The organism is Colwellia sp. D2M02 (assembly GCF_018860755.1).
Lineage (GTDB): Bacteria > Pseudomonadota > Gammaproteobacteria > Enterobacterales > Alteromonadaceae > Colwellia > Colwellia asteriadis.
In genome coordinates, this window is the sequence record NZ_JAHKPW010000050.1 from 5803 (window position 1) to 23576 (window position 17774).

24 protein-coding genes are annotated in these 17774 nt (G+C 38.5%); 11 read left to right on the forward strand and 13 right to left on the reverse strand.

The window, feature by feature from the left end:
• Positions 1-41 precede the first annotated feature (41 nt).
• Positions 42-236, reverse strand: a complete 195-nt coding sequence (locus tag KO495_RS08010) for a hypothetical protein (RefSeq protein ID WP_215979888.1) — start codon at positions 234-236, stop codon at positions 42-44.
• Positions 237-313: 77 nt separating this feature from the next.
• Positions 314-742 carry a hypothetical protein gene (locus KO495_RS08015; RefSeq protein WP_215979889.1) on the reverse strand — a complete coding sequence of 143 codons (429 nt, stop codon included), beginning with the start codon at positions 740-742 and terminating at the stop codon, positions 314-316.
• Between the two features lie 229 nt (positions 743-971).
• On the opposite strand from KO495_RS08015, the gene KO495_RS08020 reads away from it, so the two are divergent.
• Both KO495_RS08020 and KO495_RS08025 read left to right on the forward strand, forming a co-directional pair.
• Complete coding sequence (locus KO495_RS08020) at positions 972-1448, forward strand: acyl-CoA thioesterase (RefSeq protein WP_215979890.1); 477 nt, start codon at positions 972-974, stop codon at positions 1446-1448.
• Positions 1449-1463: 15 nt separating this feature from the next.
• On the forward strand, positions 1464-2348 hold the full coding sequence (locus KO495_RS08025; protein WP_215979891.1) for a S1/P1 nuclease: 885 nt from the start codon (positions 1464-1466) through the stop codon (positions 2346-2348).
• 30 nt (positions 2349-2378) lie between these two features.
• On the opposite strand, the gene KO495_RS08030 is transcribed toward KO495_RS08025, so the two are convergent.
• The 3 genes from KO495_RS08030 to KO495_RS08040 form a co-directional block, all read right to left on the reverse strand.
• Entirely contained in the window at positions 2379-3650 is a 1272-nt protein-coding gene (locus tag KO495_RS08030; protein ID WP_215979956.1) for a glycosyltransferase, read from the reverse strand.
• Positions 3651-3783: 133 nt separating this feature from the next.
• On the reverse strand, positions 3784-4278 hold the full coding sequence (locus KO495_RS08035; RefSeq protein ID WP_215979892.1) for a glutaredoxin family protein: 495 nt from the start codon (positions 4276-4278) through the stop codon (positions 3784-3786).
• A 159-nt stretch (positions 4279-4437) separates the two neighbouring features.
• Complete coding sequence (locus KO495_RS08040) at positions 4438-5205, reverse strand: FKBP-type peptidyl-prolyl cis-trans isomerase (protein WP_215979893.1); 768 nt, start codon at positions 5203-5205, stop codon at positions 4438-4440.
• Between the two features lie 136 nt (positions 5206-5341).
• Here KO495_RS08040 and KO495_RS08045 point away from each other — a divergent pair, with 136 nt between their 5' ends.
• Positions 5342-6331: a PQQ-binding-like beta-propeller repeat protein gene (locus KO495_RS08045; protein WP_252738873.1), complete on the forward strand. Its 990-nt coding sequence runs from the start codon at positions 5342-5344 to the stop codon at positions 6329-6331.
• Positions 6307-6573: a SlyX family protein gene (locus KO495_RS08050; protein ID WP_215979894.1), complete on the forward strand. Its 267-nt coding sequence runs from the start codon at positions 6307-6309 to the stop codon at positions 6571-6573. The genes KO495_RS08045 and KO495_RS08050 overlap by 25 nt, the downstream gene beginning before the upstream one ends.
• 38 nt (positions 6574-6611) lie before the next feature.
• Here the strand turns inward: KO495_RS08050 and KO495_RS08055 are convergent, their stop codons facing one another.
• On the reverse strand, positions 6612-6815 hold the full coding sequence (locus KO495_RS08055; protein ID WP_215979895.1) for a YheV family putative zinc ribbon protein: 204 nt from the start codon (positions 6813-6815) through the stop codon (positions 6612-6614).
• Between the two features lie 169 nt (positions 6816-6984).
• Here KO495_RS08055 and KO495_RS08060 point away from each other — a divergent pair, with 169 nt between their 5' ends.
• The 5 genes from KO495_RS08060 to KO495_RS08080 all read left to right on the forward strand — a co-directional run bounded on the left by KO495_RS08060 (position 6985) and on the right by KO495_RS08080 (position 11208).
• Positions 6985-8913, forward strand: coding sequence for an ATP-binding cassette domain-containing protein (locus KO495_RS08060; protein ID WP_215979896.1), 1929 nt, complete (start codon positions 6985-6987; stop codon positions 8911-8913).
• An 82-nt stretch (positions 8914-8995) separates the two neighbouring features.
• Positions 8996-9742: a tetratricopeptide repeat protein gene (locus KO495_RS08065; protein WP_215979897.1), complete on the forward strand. Its 747-nt coding sequence runs from the start codon at positions 8996-8998 to the stop codon at positions 9740-9742.
• A 108-nt stretch (positions 9743-9850) separates the two neighbouring features.
• Complete coding sequence (locus KO495_RS08070) at positions 9851-9982, forward strand: DUF3149 domain-containing protein (protein ID WP_215979898.1); 132 nt, start codon at positions 9851-9853, stop codon at positions 9980-9982.
• 130 nt (positions 9983-10112) lie between these two features.
• A complete protein-coding gene (locus KO495_RS08075) occupies positions 10113-10799 on the forward strand; it encodes a flagellin (RefSeq protein WP_215979899.1) in 687 nt (228 codons plus the stop codon).
• Positions 10800-10932: 133 nt separating this feature from the next.
• Complete coding sequence (locus tag KO495_RS08080; RefSeq protein ID WP_215979900.1) at positions 10933-11208, forward strand: YheU family protein; 276 nt, start codon at positions 10933-10935, stop codon at positions 11206-11208.
• A 304-nt stretch (positions 11209-11512) separates the two neighbouring features.
• On the opposite strand, the gene KO495_RS08085 is transcribed toward KO495_RS08080, so the two are convergent.
• The 3 genes from KO495_RS08085 to nudE form a co-directional block, all read right to left on the reverse strand.
• The gene (locus tag KO495_RS08085) at positions 11513-12313 is read right to left on the reverse strand and encodes a DUF1338 domain-containing protein (RefSeq protein ID WP_215979901.1); all 801 of its coding nucleotides are present in this window, start codon (positions 12311-12313) and stop codon (positions 11513-11515) included.
• Between the two features lie 283 nt (positions 12314-12596).
• A complete protein-coding gene (cysQ, locus tag KO495_RS08090) occupies positions 12597-13430 on the reverse strand; it encodes a 3'(2'),5'-bisphosphate nucleotidase CysQ (protein WP_215979902.1) in 834 nt (277 codons plus the stop codon).
• Complete coding sequence (nudE, locus tag KO495_RS08095; RefSeq protein ID WP_215979903.1) at positions 13423-13983, reverse strand: ADP compounds hydrolase NudE; 561 nt, start codon at positions 13981-13983, stop codon at positions 13423-13425. Before nudE ends, cysQ begins: the two co-directional genes overlap by 8 nt.
• A 74-nt stretch (positions 13984-14057) precedes the next feature.
• Here nudE and yrfG point away from each other — a divergent pair, with 74 nt between their 5' ends.
• Entirely contained in the window at positions 14058-14720 is a 663-nt protein-coding gene (gene yrfG / locus KO495_RS08100) for a GMP/IMP nucleotidase (protein ID WP_215979958.1), read from the forward strand.
• A gap of 75 nt (positions 14721-14795) precedes the next feature.
• Positions 14796-15989: a BamA/TamA family outer membrane protein gene (locus tag KO495_RS08105; protein WP_215979904.1), complete on the forward strand. Its 1194-nt coding sequence runs from the start codon at positions 14796-14798 to the stop codon at positions 15987-15989.
• Positions 15990-16130: 141 nt separating this feature from the next.
• Here KO495_RS08105 and rplI read toward each other — a convergent pair whose 3' ends face one another.
• From rplI to rpsF, 4 genes are read right to left on the reverse strand one after another with little or no spacing between them, the layout of a single operon-like run.
• Positions 16131-16583, reverse strand: a complete 453-nt coding sequence (gene rplI / locus KO495_RS08110) for a 50S ribosomal protein L9 (protein ID WP_215979905.1) — start codon at positions 16581-16583, stop codon at positions 16131-16133.
• An 18-nt stretch (positions 16584-16601) separates the two neighbouring features.
• On the reverse strand, positions 16602-16829 hold the full coding sequence (gene rpsR / locus KO495_RS08115; RefSeq protein WP_019029522.1) for a 30S ribosomal protein S18: 228 nt from the start codon (positions 16827-16829) through the stop codon (positions 16602-16604).
• Positions 16830-16879: 50 nt separating this feature from the next.
• Positions 16880-17197 (reverse strand): primosomal replication protein N, encoded by a 318-nt coding sequence (gene priB, locus KO495_RS08120; protein ID WP_215979906.1) that lies wholly within the window; start codon positions 17195-17197, stop codon positions 16880-16882.
• Between the two features lie 45 nt (positions 17198-17242).
• Positions 17243-17656 (reverse strand): 30S ribosomal protein S6, encoded by a 414-nt coding sequence (gene rpsF, locus KO495_RS08125; RefSeq protein ID WP_215979907.1) that lies wholly within the window; start codon positions 17654-17656, stop codon positions 17243-17245.
• Positions 17657-17774 lie beyond the last annotated feature (118 nt).

The following is a 17774-nucleotide window of genomic DNA, read 5'->3' on the forward strand; positions in this document are numbered from 1 at the left end:
TTTCAATTTGTTAAATATCTCTTAAGCCGAGTTCAGGTTAACTAATGATTTTTGTCTGACTTAGTCGCTTTTATCTTTCGGTAACTCATCGCTGCCATCACAACAATAACCGGTGCTAGCCATAACAAATGAATTAAGGTTGAATTAGCAGCATTATGATCATGGCCAGAATGTGCTAAAACAGTAGCGCTGCTCAAAAAAATAAGTACGCTAATAAATAATTTCGTTGCATTCATATTTATCTAACTCCTGTTATATATAAATAATGTTATTGACGTGCGATAACCTCAAACATTGCGCAAGCCACTTTTAGCTAATGTAGTATCGGTTGTCTCGCTGCAACCTCAACGGCTATTTTTTGTAATGAAGCCAAACAGCTGTCACAAGCCGGATGCTTTTTACTGAATTCCAATAAAGGTGTTAACGTGCTCTTTAGAAATCGTAAAGCAATAAATTGAAACTCATCACTATAAGCAGGATGCTGTGAGATCTCTGTCATACGTTGATGCGGTATTTGTAAATAACGAAACGCTATTCTAGGTTTACTTTGCTCTTCATATAAAATAGCTAAATGATGAAAAGCTCCTACCCATGCCTGTAACAACGCTACATTTTCAATATCATCGCGCCACTTTTCCTCTAAGCATTCAATTGCTTGATGATAATATTCTTCTGCTTGAGCCCATAAATTATGATTAAAGCTATAATTTGCTCTTTGTAATAACGCTTGCCATATTTCCATTCACAACAACCAAACACAAATGATAATGGTTATCATTTTATTTAAAGTAAAGTTTTATGTAAAGAAATAGTTGTTATTATTTTTTATTTAACTGCTCACTTAATCAGCAAATGTAATCACGCCCTGATAAATAAATAAAACAAATTACCTTCTCCAGTATAAGCATTGCGACACTTGTCGTTTTATCTGCTAGCATTATGATAATTATTGATAATATGCAGATCAGACCATGAGCCAACCGCAACGCGATATAACCCTTAGATTTTTAGCCGAGCCTCAAGATGTTAATTTTGGTGGTAAAGTACACGGTGGCGCCGTAATGAAATGGATAGATTTAGCTGCTTATGCCTGTGCAGCTGGCTGGAGTGGCCGCTACTGCGTTACCGCTTATGCCGGTGGCATTCGTTTTGTTGCGCCCATTCATGTTGGTAGCTTAGTAGAGGTTGAGGCTAAGGTTATTTATACTGGAAACTCTTCAATGCATATTGCCCTTGAAGTAAATGCTTGCGATCCAAAATCGCTTAATCGCCGCTTAACTACTCATTGTATTGTTATAATGGTCGCGGTTGATCAAAACGGTCAATCAGAGAGCGTTCCACAATGGGTGCCAAAAACTGAAGCTGATAAAAAGCAGCATTCAACCGCAGTCAAACTCATGGAAATGCGTAAACAAATTGGCGAAGAAATGCAGATTTTTGTTGATTAATTAACGGATAAGTTTATGACTAAACACGTTATTAAAGCACTACTCTTACTTTGTTTGGTCTATGCTCAACCTAGCTTTGCTCTGGCTAAGCTAGGTCATCAATTAGTTTGTCAATTAGCTTTTGAACACTTACCTGAGAGTAAACAACAGCGAATAAAACAATTGCTCGCATTTATTCCTGCCAAAGAACAACGCCGCATTAACCGCTATAACCACACAAAAGAAAGTGATGAAATAACCTTTGCTAAAGCGTGTACTTGGGCAGATGCTATAAAAAAACAAGATAGCTACCAGCAATATAATGCTTGGCATTATATGAATCTACCAAGAAGTAACACTAACGTAATTGCTAATAGCTGTGATAAAAATTGCCTACCGCAAGCTATTTTGTACCACCAAAATAAATTACAACACTTAGATGTTTCCTGGCAAAAAACACAAGCATTACTCTTTTTGGGGCATTGGCTGGGTGATATTCATCAACCCCTACATGTAAGCTACGCCAGCGACTTAGGAGGAAACAAGATCAAGCTTGCTAAGCAAAAGCAATGCACAAACTTACATTGGTATTGGGACAGTTGTATTTTGGCTCAGTCGCAACGCACTTACGTGCAATGGCTAAGTTTATTAGCGGCGCAGTGGCATAAGAAAAGTACACCAGCTTATCAACCTGCACAAGTATGGCTATGGGCTGATCAAAGTTATCAGCTAGTGCGAAAAAATAGTTTTCAATACTGTCAGCTTGACAGCGCAGGCGAAGCAAGTAATAAACGCTGCGTACAACCACGAAAAACAGTAGTGCTCACTGATAATTATCAGCAAGTGCACTTACCCATTATGGAACAACAACTGCTGCTGGCAGCAAAGCGCCTACAAAAAGTATTAGAGGCTTCACTTTAGTAAAAAATAAGTTTCATATCAGGTATCATTTTAGGTATCACTTTCACTCGAACTTTCAAAATCCGTTAACGCCTTTAGCTGGGTTTTAACCTCTATCCACTGTGACATGTAACGCGTGCTTTTATGGTGATGATGATTAAGCATGCCGCCAATAAAGTTTTGTTGCCGCTCTTGCGCTAAATTTTCAATTAATTGTGATAAGCGCAAGTTGAAGTTGCTCATTATTGCCGCTTGTTGATACAGTAACCTCGCATTAATGGGCCCAAGATTACTTGCCAATTGCCAGCGATTTTTGTCTTGATATAACTCGACTGCAGCATCAGCAATAGTTTGAGGATCATTAGCAATAATACCCGCCCAATCATTTGCTGTTTCCATGCTTTCTGCGCCAATATCTGTGGTCACTGAAGGCGTTGCACACATCATAGCTTCTGCTAATTTTCCTTTGATACCTGCGCCAAAGCGCAGCGGTGCTAAGCATACTCGCGCTGATTGCATTGCTTGTACTGCATCATCAACCCAGCCCTTTACTAAAAAACCTGACTTAATATCGTGTAAATCAGTGGCTTTGGGCGGTGGATAAGCACCATAAACCGACAAATTAACATCAGGTAGCTGTTTTCTAATAAGTGGCCATACTTGTTGTTTTAACCACAATACCGCATCCCAATTCGGCGCGTGCCTGAAGTTACCTATCACCATGAAACCATCACGTTCATCAAAACAAGGATTACCTTGATTCAATTGCTGCTCAGTAAACATAAAAGGGCAATAATGCAGTAACTGACTAGGTACATTAAATAACCGTGGTAGTAACTCCATTTCATATTGTGAAATCATTAAGCTTAAATCACAGCGAAAAATAGCGGCGATTTCTCTTTTTGCTAGCTCAGACGATAATAAATCATTATCAGTCATCGCCACTCCTTGCTTATAAGCTTTGTGGCGCGCATCACGTAAACTAAAGAGGTCTTCAGTATCAAGAATACGTAATGCTTGTGGGCAGTGCTCATTAACACGCCAACCAAATTGCTCTTCCATCATAAAGCGATCATACATCACAGCATCAGGCTGTAACGCTTTAATAAAATCATCAAAACTACTATTGTTGAGTTCAATATTGGCAATATCAATATTTAAACTAGGCAGGTCAACCATATGCTCGCTTTGCTGAGCGGGACTGGTAAAAGTGATTTGATAGTTTTGCTGTTTGAATGCTTCAATTAGTTGCATCATGCGACTACCAGCCGCTGATGAATTTGGCTCTGGCCATACGTAGCCAATAATAAGGAGTTTTTTCATCATCGTATTTTATTTTACACCTGAATTTAACAACTAACCTGAACTCAGGTTAAAAAAATTAATTATATATTGAAGCTTAAAGAAGAATTAACAAAACTACCTTTTAGCGAGATGCTTACGACGCTAAAATAAGTTAGCTGTTCACTGACGCGTTCTTCATAAACTGCTCATATTTACGCGTAAAGCCAGCAACACTAAAACCAGACATTTGATACTCCCCCATAAATATTAACGGAACACCTTTACCTTTAATTTGCTTAAATTCATGTTTATAGCGCGTCGATTTATCAATGTTTTTTTCAACATACTTAATGTTATGGGCAGCAAAGTGTTTTCGAGCTTTGGCACAATAACCACAACTTGATGTGGTATACATCACCACGGTGTCGCTCAATCTATTTCGATAGATATCACCCTCAACAAGACTTGATGGCTCTTTAGTGTAGCTGCTACCTCGTGCATTAATCTGTTGTTCACTCAGTACTACGACTTTCTCTTCGGCTGGTGGCTTATCACCAAAATGTTTTTTTCCGTCTTTATCTGTCCACTGATAAATCTTCGCATTAGCAATAAACGCTGAGGTTATCATTAACATTATTGATATTGCCAATAGCACACTTTTTTTCATTTCTAACATCCTTATTATCTAATAAAAAATACTGCAGCTAAGCATAATAGCTTGCGCTTAATAAAAGCTCAACGCGAGCGTAAATACCTTAAGCGCAACAAAACAAAAAGCCACGAATGAAATCACTCGTGGCTCTAAAAACTTTATAACAAGTTATTGTTATTGTGCGGCTTGATCGCCTACCTGTGGTGCAGCTTCTTCCTGTTGAATTTCTAATAATTCAATTTCAAACTGAAGCACAGAGTTACCTGGAATACGTGGTGGGTTACCATTTGGGCCGTAAGCTAAATCTGATGGAATAGTAAAGGTATACTTTGAACCAACAGACATTAATTGTACACCTTCAGTCCAACCTTTAATAACACGGTTAAGTGGGAAAACAGCAGGCTCATTACGATCGTATGAACTATCGAATGTTTCACCGTTTAAGAAAGTACCTTTGTAATGTACTTTAACGGTATCTGTTGCTGCTGGCTTATCACCCTCGCCTTCAGTAACTACAACATATTGAATGCCTGACTCAGTTACTTGTACGCCTTCTTTCTTAGCATTTTCAGCTAAAAACTTGGTGCCTTCTGCTAACGCTGCTTCAGCTTCAGCGATAATCGCTTCTTGCTGTTTTTCTTTCATGGTTGCATCTAGGTTCATTAATAATGCTTGAATTTCTTCTTTTTCAATTAATGCTTTACCATCAATACTGTCAATAAAACCTCTAGTAATAAGCTCTTTATCTAACGTTAAGCCTAATTTGTCATGCTCTACTAGGTTACGCTCCATATACATACCAATTGAAGCACCTAAACCATAGGCTTGCTTTTGAATTTCTGTTTCAAGTACTGGTGCTTTTACTTCTTCAACTGCTTTTTCTTGACAACCAGTAACTGCAACTAAGGCAAGTGCTACTAATGTAGGCTTAAAAAATTTCATTTGTTTCTCCGTATATTATGAGCCACTAGGATTATGACCTAATGTTGTATTTAGGTTTTTTGAATATTAACACTAAACAATTTCAAAAAAGAACTTATACTAACGATAAATACCTAGATAAAAAAGTATTAATATTTTGTTTAAATGTAACTTACCATGTTTACTGTTAATTACCATAATGTTAACGGCTTGCCAGCCTGTTACACAGCAGCCGCTTGCTCGTTTAAAAATGACCGTTGACGGCGCTTATGCTGGCCAAATTAGCAACGATGGTAAATATAGTATTGTCTCTTCTATACATCATGGTGTCAGTGTTTGGGATATCAAGACCAAACAGCGATTATATAATTGGGCGCAAGAACAAAATAGCAGTGACAACTTAGTATTATCTATCGATATTAGCCAGAACAGTAGCCATGCATTAACGGCCAACAGGGAGAGCTTTGCTTTATGGAACTTAACTACAGGGCAATCTGAGGGTTACTGGAAAGTACGTGAGTCCAATATTCGCGATATTGCTATTGCCAATAATGGTGATTACGTACTTATTGGGAAAAGTAACGGTACGGTAGTACATGTAAGTATTGATAGTGGCAGGCGCTTAGAGTTTTTAGGGCACAAAGAAAAGATTAATAGTGTCGATATGCTGCCTAATGGCAGAGTTGCCATATCAGGGGGAAACGACTTTATTGCGTATATTTGGGATACTGTTTCTGGACAAGTCATCTACCAGTTAAACCACAGCTCCCGAGTATCTAAAGTGGCGCTAGATGAACAAGCTCGCTTCGCTTTTTCAGCTGATAGCATGAAAGGCGCATACATTTGGGATTTAAAAACAGGTAAACGTATTAGCACGCTACAAGGAACTAAACGCCAAGAGGTATTTAGCAGCGTTCGCTTTTCTCCTGACGGAAAAACTTTAGTTACCGGTGCAGCTTCACGTAAAGTCAGTGTTTGGGATGTCAAAACAGGTCAACGACTTAGCCATTGGTTTGTAACACCAAAAGAAGCGAAAAGACCAACCGGCGCTGTTGTGTATAGTATCGCATTTAGCGATAATAACACCTTATTAACGATAAGCTCATCAGGATACGCTGAAACATGGCCAATGCCGAAATCACACTAAGTGCACACAGCGCTAATAACCAATATATTAAAGACTTAGAAGAGCGTGTTGACTCATTAGAGTCACGTAATGTTTTTCAAGATGATGTTATTGATCAATTAAGCGAAGAGCTAGCTGTTCACCAACATGCTATTGCTGAGCTTAAGCAGCAAATTCAATTAGTGGCTAATCGCCTAAAAGATGCGGGTAACTTGTCGTCTTCACAAACAGAAGAAGTAGAGCCGCCACCACCTCATTATTAAATATAACGCAGTTAAAAATCCTGAATGGCGATTAACGATTATTCAGGATTAAAAACACCAATCACTTGCTCGTGCTGACGAACCGCCTTGGCCACTTGCGCCTCAGGTTGAACCATTTGCTCACCACAACTAACACACGTTACTTTTTCAACGCTATTTTCTTTAGTTAACGCCATGGTGTCCATCGCTTTACATTTTGGGCAAACCGCCCCAGCGATAAATCGTTTTTTATGATTTGTCATAAACTCTATAGCTCTCTTTAACTAAGTTTTCACTCAAGCTAGCCATCTATAACAATGCTTAACTTAAAGTTAAATGAATAATATCGGTTATTTTACCTTGAATAGTGGCTATAGGAAAAGGGACAATGCATGCGCATTTTGCTTTCGATAAGATATTGAGGACTTACCATTGATTACCGCAACAGACCTAAGTTTAGATAGAGGGGCTAAAAACCTAATAAAATCATCTAGCTTCACTATTCATCCAAATCATAAAGTAGGCTTAGTGGGCAGTAACGGCTGTGGTAAGTCTTCACTTTTTGCCGCACTCTTAGGCGACTTAGCGCCAGATGCGGGTGATTTATCAATGCCAAATAGCTGGGATGTTGCCACGGTAAAGCAAGAAACCCCTTCTTTAGAGCAATCAGCTCTTGATTATGTCATGGACGGCGACAAAGAATTTCGTCAATTAGAGCAAGAATTAGAACACGCTAGATCGACTCAAAATGGTAACCTTGAAGCCACTATTATTAATAAAATTGATACGATCAACGGTTACAGTTTACCGGCTCGTGCTGGTGAGTTACTTCATGGCTTAGGTTTTTTACAATCTCAGCTAAATAACCCTGTAAAAGACTTTTCAGGTGGTTGGCGCATGCGCTTAAACTTAGCACAAGCGTTAATCTCTCGTGCTGACTTATTACTGCTTGATGAACCAACCAACCATTTAGACTTAGATGCCGTTATTTGGCTACAACGTTGGTTAAAACGCTTCACTGGTACCTTAGTACTTATTTCTCATGATAGGGACTTTCTTGATACGGTTATTGGGCAAATTTTGCATATTGAACATCAACAAGCGAAATTATATAGCGGCAATTACACCGCTTTTGAACGCCAACGTGCTGAGCATTTGGCGCAGCAAGATGCACAGTATCAACGCCAACAAAAAGAAGCCGCTCATTTAACGGCTTTTGTTGATCGTTTTCGTGCAAAAGCCAGTAAAGCGAAACAGGCACAAAGCCGCTTAAAACGCTTAGAAAAACTCCCTGATTTAGCGCCAGCGCATGTCGATAGTCAATTCACTTTTAGCTTTGAAGAACCTGAAAACCTACCCTACCCGCTATTATCTCTAAAAGAAACTCAGTGTGGTTATGCTAAGTCAGATAAAAGCGAACAAGCAATTATTTTAGCCGATGTTGGTTTAACTTTAGTACCTGGTAGTCGCATTGGCTTACTTGGGCGAAATGGCGCAGGTAAATCAACGCTTATAAAATCACTGGCAGGTGAATTAGCAATACTCAGTGGCGAACGTTACTGCGCACAAGAGCTAAAAATTGGTTACTTTTCTCAACATCAATTAGAACAGCTGCATGCGCCATCTAGCCCTGTTGATCATATCCTACGCGCAAAACCCACCTTAGGCGAACCACAAGCACGTACTTTTTTAGGTAAATTTGGCTTTAGTGGTGACCAAGCGCTAAGTCAGGTTAAAACCATGTCTGGTGGTGAAAAAGCACGTTTAGTACTAGCGTTAATCGTGCTAGAAAAGCCACAATTATTATTACTCGATGAACCAACTAACCATTTAGACTTAGAGATGCGCCAAGCCTTGGTCATGGCACTACAAAACTTTGGCGGCGCTATTATTCTGATTGCCCATGATAGATTTTTATTAGAGTCTTGTGTTGACGAGTTTTACTTAGTCGCGAACGGCACCGTAAAAGATTTCAGTGGCGATATAGATGATTACCAGCAATGGTTAAACGATGATAAAAAAGATACAGTAAAATCGAACAAAACTGAAAACAATAGCAATAATGAAAAAACGGTTGATAAAAAGCAATTACGCCAACAACAAGCCGAACTTAGAAAAATATCTGCGCCACTGAGAAAGAAAGCCGATAAGCTTGAAAAAGATATTCAAACTTGGCAAAAAGAATTAGCCGAGGTAGAAGCGCTATTGAGTGATAGTGATATTTATCAAGCAGAGCGAAAGAGTGAATTAACAACACAACTAAAACGCCAAGCTAGCTTAAAAAACGATATTGAAGAAAATGAAATGGTATGGCTAGAATTAGCAGAAGAAATTGAAGAAATAATGTCTGCTGCCAATTAACAAACATAACTATGAATTTCGCTCGTTTTAACCTATAGAGTACTATACCCTATAATAAACCATTGATTAAAAGGAATGAGTTATGAATAACACACTGAAAATATTGCTTTTTAGCACCTCGTTATTCGCTAGCACTACCACATTAGCTCAAGGAGCTGATTTAGATGCGGGTATTTATGAATTAAATAGAGGCGAATTTAAAGCGGCTATTGCCGAGTTTACCCCGCTGGTTGAAGAAGGCTACTCTCCTGCACAATATCAAATGGCAATGATGCATAAAAACGGTTATGGCATGCCGAAAGATATTGCCAAAGCGATTGAGTTATTAACATTATCAGCCGAGCAACATTACCCCGATGCTCAATTTGAATTGGCCTTGTTTTATACTGAAGGAAAGTTTGTTAAAAAAGATTTAAAAAAAGCATTCGAGCTTACCAGTAAAGCTGCCTATAAAGGCTTAGCCAGTGCTCAATTTAATTTAGCGGTAATGTATGCCACTGGCGAAGGCGTTAAGCAAGACGATTTTGCAGCCTCTCGTTGGTATAAAAGTGCTGCAGATCAGAACTACGCTTTAGCACAATACAATTTAGCCTTACTATATAGCGAAGGCAAAGGCATCGAAAAAAGTATTGAGCAGTCTTATATATGGAACACCATTGCCTCATGGAATGGCTACCCTGACGCTGAAACTAGCCGAAAAATTGATGAACGAGCGTTATCAAAACTTAAAATTGAACGCGGTCGTGAAAAAGCCAATGAAATTTATCAAAAAATACTAGACCAACAAGAAATTAAAGCGAAAATGGCTGATAACAAGTCAATATATTGATCTACATCAGCAAGTTAACTAGGTGACTTAAGTACACTAGATATATGGAAAGTAACAACGCCGTTGTTGTTACCTCACTTTATATTTACGAGTAATTAGGAGCCTATTATGGATCTGTTATCAATGTTAACTAACGACCCTATTGTAATGTTTTCTTTTGGTGGCTTAGGGGTTGTATTAGCTATTTGTGCTTACTACATTTATTACTTTATTACGCATATTGTTAACGATAAAAAATAGTGTAATCGGGTTTAAATACTCAAGTAGCTAAAATAGTGACACTTATTCTTGGTGATTATCTGTTTATATTTCATACAGACCTCTGCTATAATTACTGACATCGTCAACTCTTTAGTAGAGGTAATCTTTTATGCTTAGCATCAATCAATCAAACAATAACTTAAGTTTTATTGAGCGTTTAAATCAACGAGCTGAGCAGCAAAGTGAGAAACTCGCTTCAGGTAAACGTATCAATAAAGCTGCTGATGATGCCGCAGGGCTACAAATAGCCAACCGCCTAACAAGCCAAATTAATGGCAATCAACAGTTAAGCTTTAACGCACAAGATCAAGTTAACCTTAATACCGTAAAAACGGGTGCCTTATCTGCCATAACAGAAGGCTTAGAGCGCGCTAATGTATTGTCAGTACAATCAGGCAACCCACTTTACGATAGCAGTGCTATTCAAGACGAGCTAAATCAAATCACTGAAGAAATAAACACCGTGGCAAGTAATGTGCTCGGCCAAGAGAACTTTATCAGTGGTCTTGATGCTAGTGATCCTCAAGCAACACAAACCGCTATTCAAGATACCGCAGAAATCGTTAATACTAGCGCAAGTGAGCTAGGGGCAAGTAGTAATAGTTTAGCTAGCCAAGTTAGTAGTTACGAAACCAGTGTAGTCAATGTTAGCGCTTCTCGCTCACGTATTGAAGATACTGATTTTGCTGCACAAACGAGCGAACAGCAGCAAACAGAAATACTATTACAAGCAGCAATTATCAATAAGAAAAATGAAGAAGAGCGTAAAGGGCTACTCTTCAATAAATTAGTTTAATATCAGCTTTATGCATAAGTGCTCTTGTTAATAGCTGGTATACAAACTTCTAGCTTTTAACTTTCTTTATATCCCCCTTACCTGCTCTGAACTTGTTATACTGCGCTTCGTCACTTTTTTAATGCAGGCTATTATGATTATTCCATTCGAACAAATTGCTGATGAAACACTAACCGCCATTATCGAAGAGTTTATTGTGCGCGAGGGCGGTGATAATGGGGATATTGATATAAACAATGATCAAAAAATCACACAAGTTAAACAACAGCTCAAGCAAGGTAGCGTGGTAGTCGTTTATTCTGAGCTTTATGAAAGTGTAAATATACTGCCTAAAGCACAATTTATGCAGCAACTAGCGGAAAGTGAGCATGATGAGTTTACTCATCAAAATAACGATGAATTTAAGTAACCTGAACTCGGTTTGAAAGACATTTAAAAAATTGAAATATCAGGAAAAATAACTACTAGAGAAACATTTGTTAAGCCGAAATCAGGTTAAGTAGGTTATCAGGTAATGATAAACCTACAGGCTAACAAGAGCAGCTTCCCGTAGGTTTAAAGACTGAACAAACATCTACAACTAATCAGTTACGATTATTTAACCTGAGTCCGATTTAAGAGATATTTAACACATTAAAATATCAGAACAAATTACTTTTCTGAATCGCTAACTTGATAGTTTTCTTCTTTTCATATGTTAAGCCGCTCTCAGGTTATTTAGCAACATTAGTACTATCAAATATTTTATCTGCTGAAGCGGCGACAAAGCCGGTGTATAACTCACCATTTGCTAATGGATAACGTTTAGCAAACTCATAAAAGCAGCTTGGGATGGCTAGTGTTGTATCACTAAATTGCACTTGCGCTGTGTCAGCAAGCGTTGATGATTGTTCAAGCTTTACTGCTTCATCGCCTTTCACTTCACCACCATTAGTATTTAGTGGATAACCCGCTGCTTTTAACGCCGCATTGACTTCTAGAATATCATCGTATTGTTCAAGGTGATTAATGCTAACCGTAAAGTGATTAGCACGATAACCCCATGCAGCAAGCCATGCTGCATATTCACTTTCAGCTAACAAGGTTTGGTAATCGGCTGAGCTAATGTTCCATAATTGCCCTGAATATAAAAAGTCAGCCCGGTCACTAACATCATCAGGTAGTTGGGCAACTAAGTCATTAATAATACGTTGCGCTTGTGCTGAAAATTCTTCAACGCGTAGTTCACTAATAAAAACTTTAGGCATAGTGCTATCAGGGTGTTCAAAGTGCTTAGCATCAAGCTTTTTCGCTGCAAAGTCATATTGACCACATTCGGTATAGCCTAATGCTAATAAGTGCTTAGCTAATGCCGCTAAATTCACTTTAGTATTGTTAAAGGTGCGATACGCGACATGATCGTTAATCACATCAGCACCATTGCCTAATAAAGCGTGAATTTTTTCAGCTGATGGCGTAACTTGCAGGTATTGTTGCCAAATGTTGTCAAAAAGTGTGGTTACTTGCGTTGTCATATTGTTTCCTCTTGCTTTGTGTTCAATCGACATATTTTTAATATGTTCATCGTTAATAGGGGATGAGCAACTCAAATTCTACTTAAAAAAATAGATGATGAATTAGCTTAGATCAACGGATAGCGACAAAGTGTCAGAAAATAACAATAGGATATTTTTGATGGCAGCAATGGCTATCCATCAAAAATTTAAATTTGATCAATACTCTTGAAGAAGCACGGACGATGTCCTGCTTGATGGTGTAAGGTATGCTGTTTTAAAATGCTGGTTAACATAAAATTAATTAGTAATGTTGTCTATGCGCTTTAATAATACTTTGCCATGCAAAATCTCGAGAGCCTAAACTAACAAAGTCAGGGTTAAGTAAGCTCTCACGTTGATTATAACTCAGTGGTTGAAATTCGCTATCTAAAATATTACCACCTGCTTGCTCTAAAATACATTGGCTTGCCCCAGTATCCCATTCACCAGTAACACCAACACGTAAATAGCAGTCAGCTCCACCTTCAGCAATTAGGCAGTTTTTCAATGAGCAACTACCTAAAGCAATATAATCATAATTATATTGCTCATTAAGATATTGCCCCATAAGTTCAAGTTGCTGGCGACGACTAATAGCCACTTTAATTTTTCGGTTCTCTTCAAAATTAGCAACCTGAATTGCATGACTCGCTTGGCTATTATCTTTAAAAGATCCTAAACCTTTTTGACCGTAATAAGTTAAGCAGTGATCAGGGGCATGAATAACACCAATGGTCGGGTGACCATTTTCAACTAACGCAATATTTACGGCGAAGTCTCCACTACCAATAATAAACTCACCGGTGCCGTCAATAGGGTCAAGTAACCAATAACGCGACCAGTTTTTTCGCTCACTTAATGCTAATGCGCCAACCTCTTCAGATATAATTGGAATATCAGGTGTTAATGTTCTTAGTTGGTCCATTAAAACGTCATTTGAGGCTATATCGGCACTTGTTACTGGGCTTTCGTCATCTTTTAATTCAGCGGTATAGTTACCTTGTCGGTAATATTTCATTACCTCAACACCTGCTTTTTTCGCACTTTGTAATGCGACATTCAGTAGTTTATCTTGGATATTTTCGTTATTACTCATGATTACCTCTGAATTTATCAATGACTAACATTAGGGCTGCAATACTACGTGCTTCGGTAAAATCATTTTGCTGCAATAAGCCTTTATAATCAGCGATAGGCCACTCAACTATTTCTAGTGGCTCAGGCTCATCACCCTCAAGTTTACATTCATATAAACCTTCTGCTAAAAATACGGTCATTTTAGCGTTAAAAAAAGCAGGAGCCATCATTAACTCTGCAACATATGAAAGTTTATCTGCACCAAAAAATATTTCTTCTTTCAACTCACGGTTAGCCGCATTTTCAGCTTGTTCACCTGGATCGATCAACCCTTTAGGAAAACCTAACTGGTAACTGTGAGTACCAGCACAATATTCTCTGACTAATACCATCGTATTTTTATTAATCATAGGTACTATCAATACCGCACCGCGACCAGATCCTAACATACGCTCGTATTGCCGTTTCTCACCATTACTGAACGTTAAATCGATTTGTTCAATATTAAAAAGTGCACTTTTGGCAACAGTTCGTTTTCCTGTAATTTCTGGAAGTTGATTTTTATCTATCATGAGCACAATACAATAATTGAATAATTCAGTTAAGTTAACGCTATAATGACACGATAAATAACTCTTTTGGAATCATTAAATTGTTAAATTGGTCAGAAATATCTACCGTTCTCATTGATATGGACGGAACCATTTTAGATTTACATTTTGATAACCACTTTTGGTTAACACATTTACCTTTGCGTTATAGCCAAAAAATGGGCATTTCAGTCGAGGCCGCACAAAAAAAACTTGCGGCCCATTACCAGTCTGTTGCCGGCACTATTGAGTGGTACTGTTTAGATTACTGGGAAGCTCAAACAACAATGCCCATTAAGGAGCTCAAACGAGAAATAGAGCATTTAATTCAATTACGTGATGATGCCAAAAGTTTTTTAATGGCGCTAAAAGCCAGCGGTCGTGAAGTGGTACTGGTAACCAATGCTCATCCTGATGCGTTATCATTAAAAATAGAGCGCACTCAACTTGATCAATATTTTGATGTTCTTTATTCCACCCATGAATTTGGTGTCACCAAAGAGTCACAGCTCCTTTGGCAACGTTTACAGCACAAACAAAATTTCAACAACGATAAAACGCTCTTTATCGACGATAGCATTGACATATTACACTCAGCCAAGCGTTTTGGTATCAAGCACTTATTGGCAGTTGCCAACCCTGACAGTAAAAAAGCAATGAATATTATCGACGACTTCCAGACGGTAACAGATTTCAGGTTATTAATTAAAGATCTTTAAAACACCTAACATATTGAATCAATACGCTATCAGCACTAGCCTAGCAATTAAGTTTACAACTAAAGGAAGAATATTGTGAACTATCGTAAGTACAGTATCGCTGCCGCATTATTACTAGCTTGCCCAGTATTTGCGGCTTCAGATCAATTTTTTGATAAATTAGATAATCAATTAGACGCCTCACAGTATTTATCTGAAAATGCTTATGGCTTTCTCCCTGTACCTATTATTATTACCGATCCGGCCGTCGAAGGCGGTTTAGGTATGATGGGCTTATTCTTTCATGAAAGTGAAGAAGAACGCAGTGCTCGACTCAAAGCAATGCAAGATGAAAATAACCAATCAGCAGCTGCTCACCTTATGCCACCAAGCGTCTCAGCGGCTATTGGCGCTTATACAGGTAATGACTCTTATTTTGTTGGTGGCGGCCATTTAGGCTTTTTCAAACAAGGGCGTATTCGTTATAAAGGTGGCATTGGTTATGGGAATATTAATATAGACTTTTATGGCTTTGGTGATGTGAATTTAAACAAGCCAATAGAAATAACCACCCAAGCTACCGGTGTTTTACAAACACTAAAATTTAAATTAGGTGACAGTAAGTTTTATTTTGGCCCCACTCAACGATATATTAATGCCAGTATTTCTCCCCAAAACACTAACGAATTAATTGATAATATTCCCCCACAGTGGCAAGAATCCATCAGTAAGTTATTAACACGCGATGTAGCAACTTCAGGTGCAGGCTTTACCTTAGAGTATGACTCAAGAGATAACTTTTTCTCACCAACACAAGGCTTACGATATGAACTCAATCACTTATGGTTTGATGATAAAATAGGCTCAGATATTGATTACCAACTGACAGAGTTAACTGCACTCAACTATTTTAAACTCTCAAAAAATTGGCGAACAGGCATTAGAGTCGCAGTCAATTATGCAAATTCAGATAACTTTTTACCGCCTTATGCAACCCCGGCTATTGATATGCGCGGTATTCCATCAGCCCGTTATCAAGGATTATCCGTTGCAATGTCAGCGCTAGAGTTAGTTTATAAAATTAACTTTCGCTGGGAAGTTAATGCCTTTGTGGGCGCAGGTAAAGCCAGTAATGATTTTTCTGACTTAGCCAGTAGCCAAAGTAAAGTCAGTAAAGGCCTTGGCTTTCGTTATCTTATTGCTAGACGTTATGGTTTTAATATGGGCGTAGATATAGCAAAGGGCCCAGAAGATACGGTATTTTATATTCAAGCGGGTTCAGCTTGGTAATCACTTTACGTCAAATAACAGGCAATGCGTTAGTATAATGAACTTGCTATAAAATTAACGCACATAAAAAAACCGCAATCTCAAAGAGAGTGCGGTTTTTATTAATAACATTGGTTACAGCATTACGCTATAACAACGTTATTATGCTTCAGCGATAACAACAACTTTGATGCTAGTATCAACATCGTTGTGTAAGTGAATAGCGATATCGAATTCACCTGTTTCGCGGATTGCACCTAATGGTAAACGTACTTCAGCTTTAGTAACTTCTACGCCAGCTTCAGTGATCGCATCAGCGATATCACGAGTACCAATAGAGCCGAATAATTTACCTTCGTCACCAGATTTTGATGCGATTGTAACTTCAGCTAATTCTGCTAATTTAGCAGCACGTGCTTGTGCAGCAGCTAAAACTGTAGCTAAGTTAGCTTCAATTTCAGCACGACGAGCTTCAAAGTGCTCAACGTTAGCTTGAGATGCAAAAACTGCTTTACCTTGTGGTAATAAGAAGTTACGAGCATAGCCAGATTTAACAGTTACCTTGTCACCAAGGCCGCCTAATTTGGCGATTTTATCTAGAAGAATTACTTCCATTTTAAACCCCTTATTAGCTTACTTATGTAAGTCGGTGTATGGTAACAATGACAAGTAACGAGCGCGTTTGATCGCACGAGTTAATTGACGTTGATATTTAGCAGCAGTACCAGTGATACGGCTAGGAACAATTTTACCACTTTCAGTGATATAGTTTTTTAAAGTTGCAACATCTTTATAATCAATAGAAGTTGCGCCTTCCGCTGTGAAGCGGCAAAACTTACGACGTCTAAAAAAACGAGACATGGAGTTCTCCTAATATGGTTTTTTTATGCTAAAAATAGCGTAAAAAATCCTTAATTAATCATTTCTATCTGCTGGGCATGTAGTACTAAAAGCGGATTTCCGTTTCTAGATTCGTGACGATTAATAAAACCACTCACTTTCACCATACTACCAGCAACTAATTCACGCGTTAACTGTGATAATTCACCTGTTGCCACCACCTGTATTCTCACAAAAGCTTGGCGGTTAAAACCCCCTTCATTTTGAATAGACTTATGGTCTATTGAAAATTGGCTATGTGCTATACCTGCAGGGCTTGATGACTGTTTAGGCGCTTTCACGACTTCACCTGTCATCACCAGGTTATTCTCTGGAAGAGAGTCTTGCATAGATATTCTCTATTAAAATCTCAACGAGAGAGCCATCACAAATGACTATTCTTCGCTAGCAGTTTCTTCAGACTTCTCTTGTGAAGAGCCTTCAGTTGCTTCTTGCGCAGGTGCATCATTTTTAACTTCACGACGGTCTTCTTTAGCAGCAGCCATAGGTGATGCTTCAGTTACCGCGTTTTTAGTACGCATGATCATGTTACGAATAACAACATCGTTATAACGGAAAGAAGTTTCAAGTTCATCAATAACTGACTGTGGCGCTTCAATGTTCATAAGAACATAGTGTGCTTTATGTAATTTATTGATTGGGTATGCTAATTGACGACGGCCCCAGTCTTCAAGACGGTGGATTTTGCCTTCAGCAGCATCGATCAAGTCTGTGTAGCGCTGGATCATACCAGACACTTGTTCACTCTGATCAGGGTGAACCATAAATACGATTTCGTAATGACGCATTACGAGCTCCTTACGGTTGTAGCCTCTTAATCTGGCTCAGCCAACACCAGTATTGAGGCAAGGAACAAAAGTTCAGGCTGAATTAAGGACGCGTATTATAGGCGCAAGACATATTAAT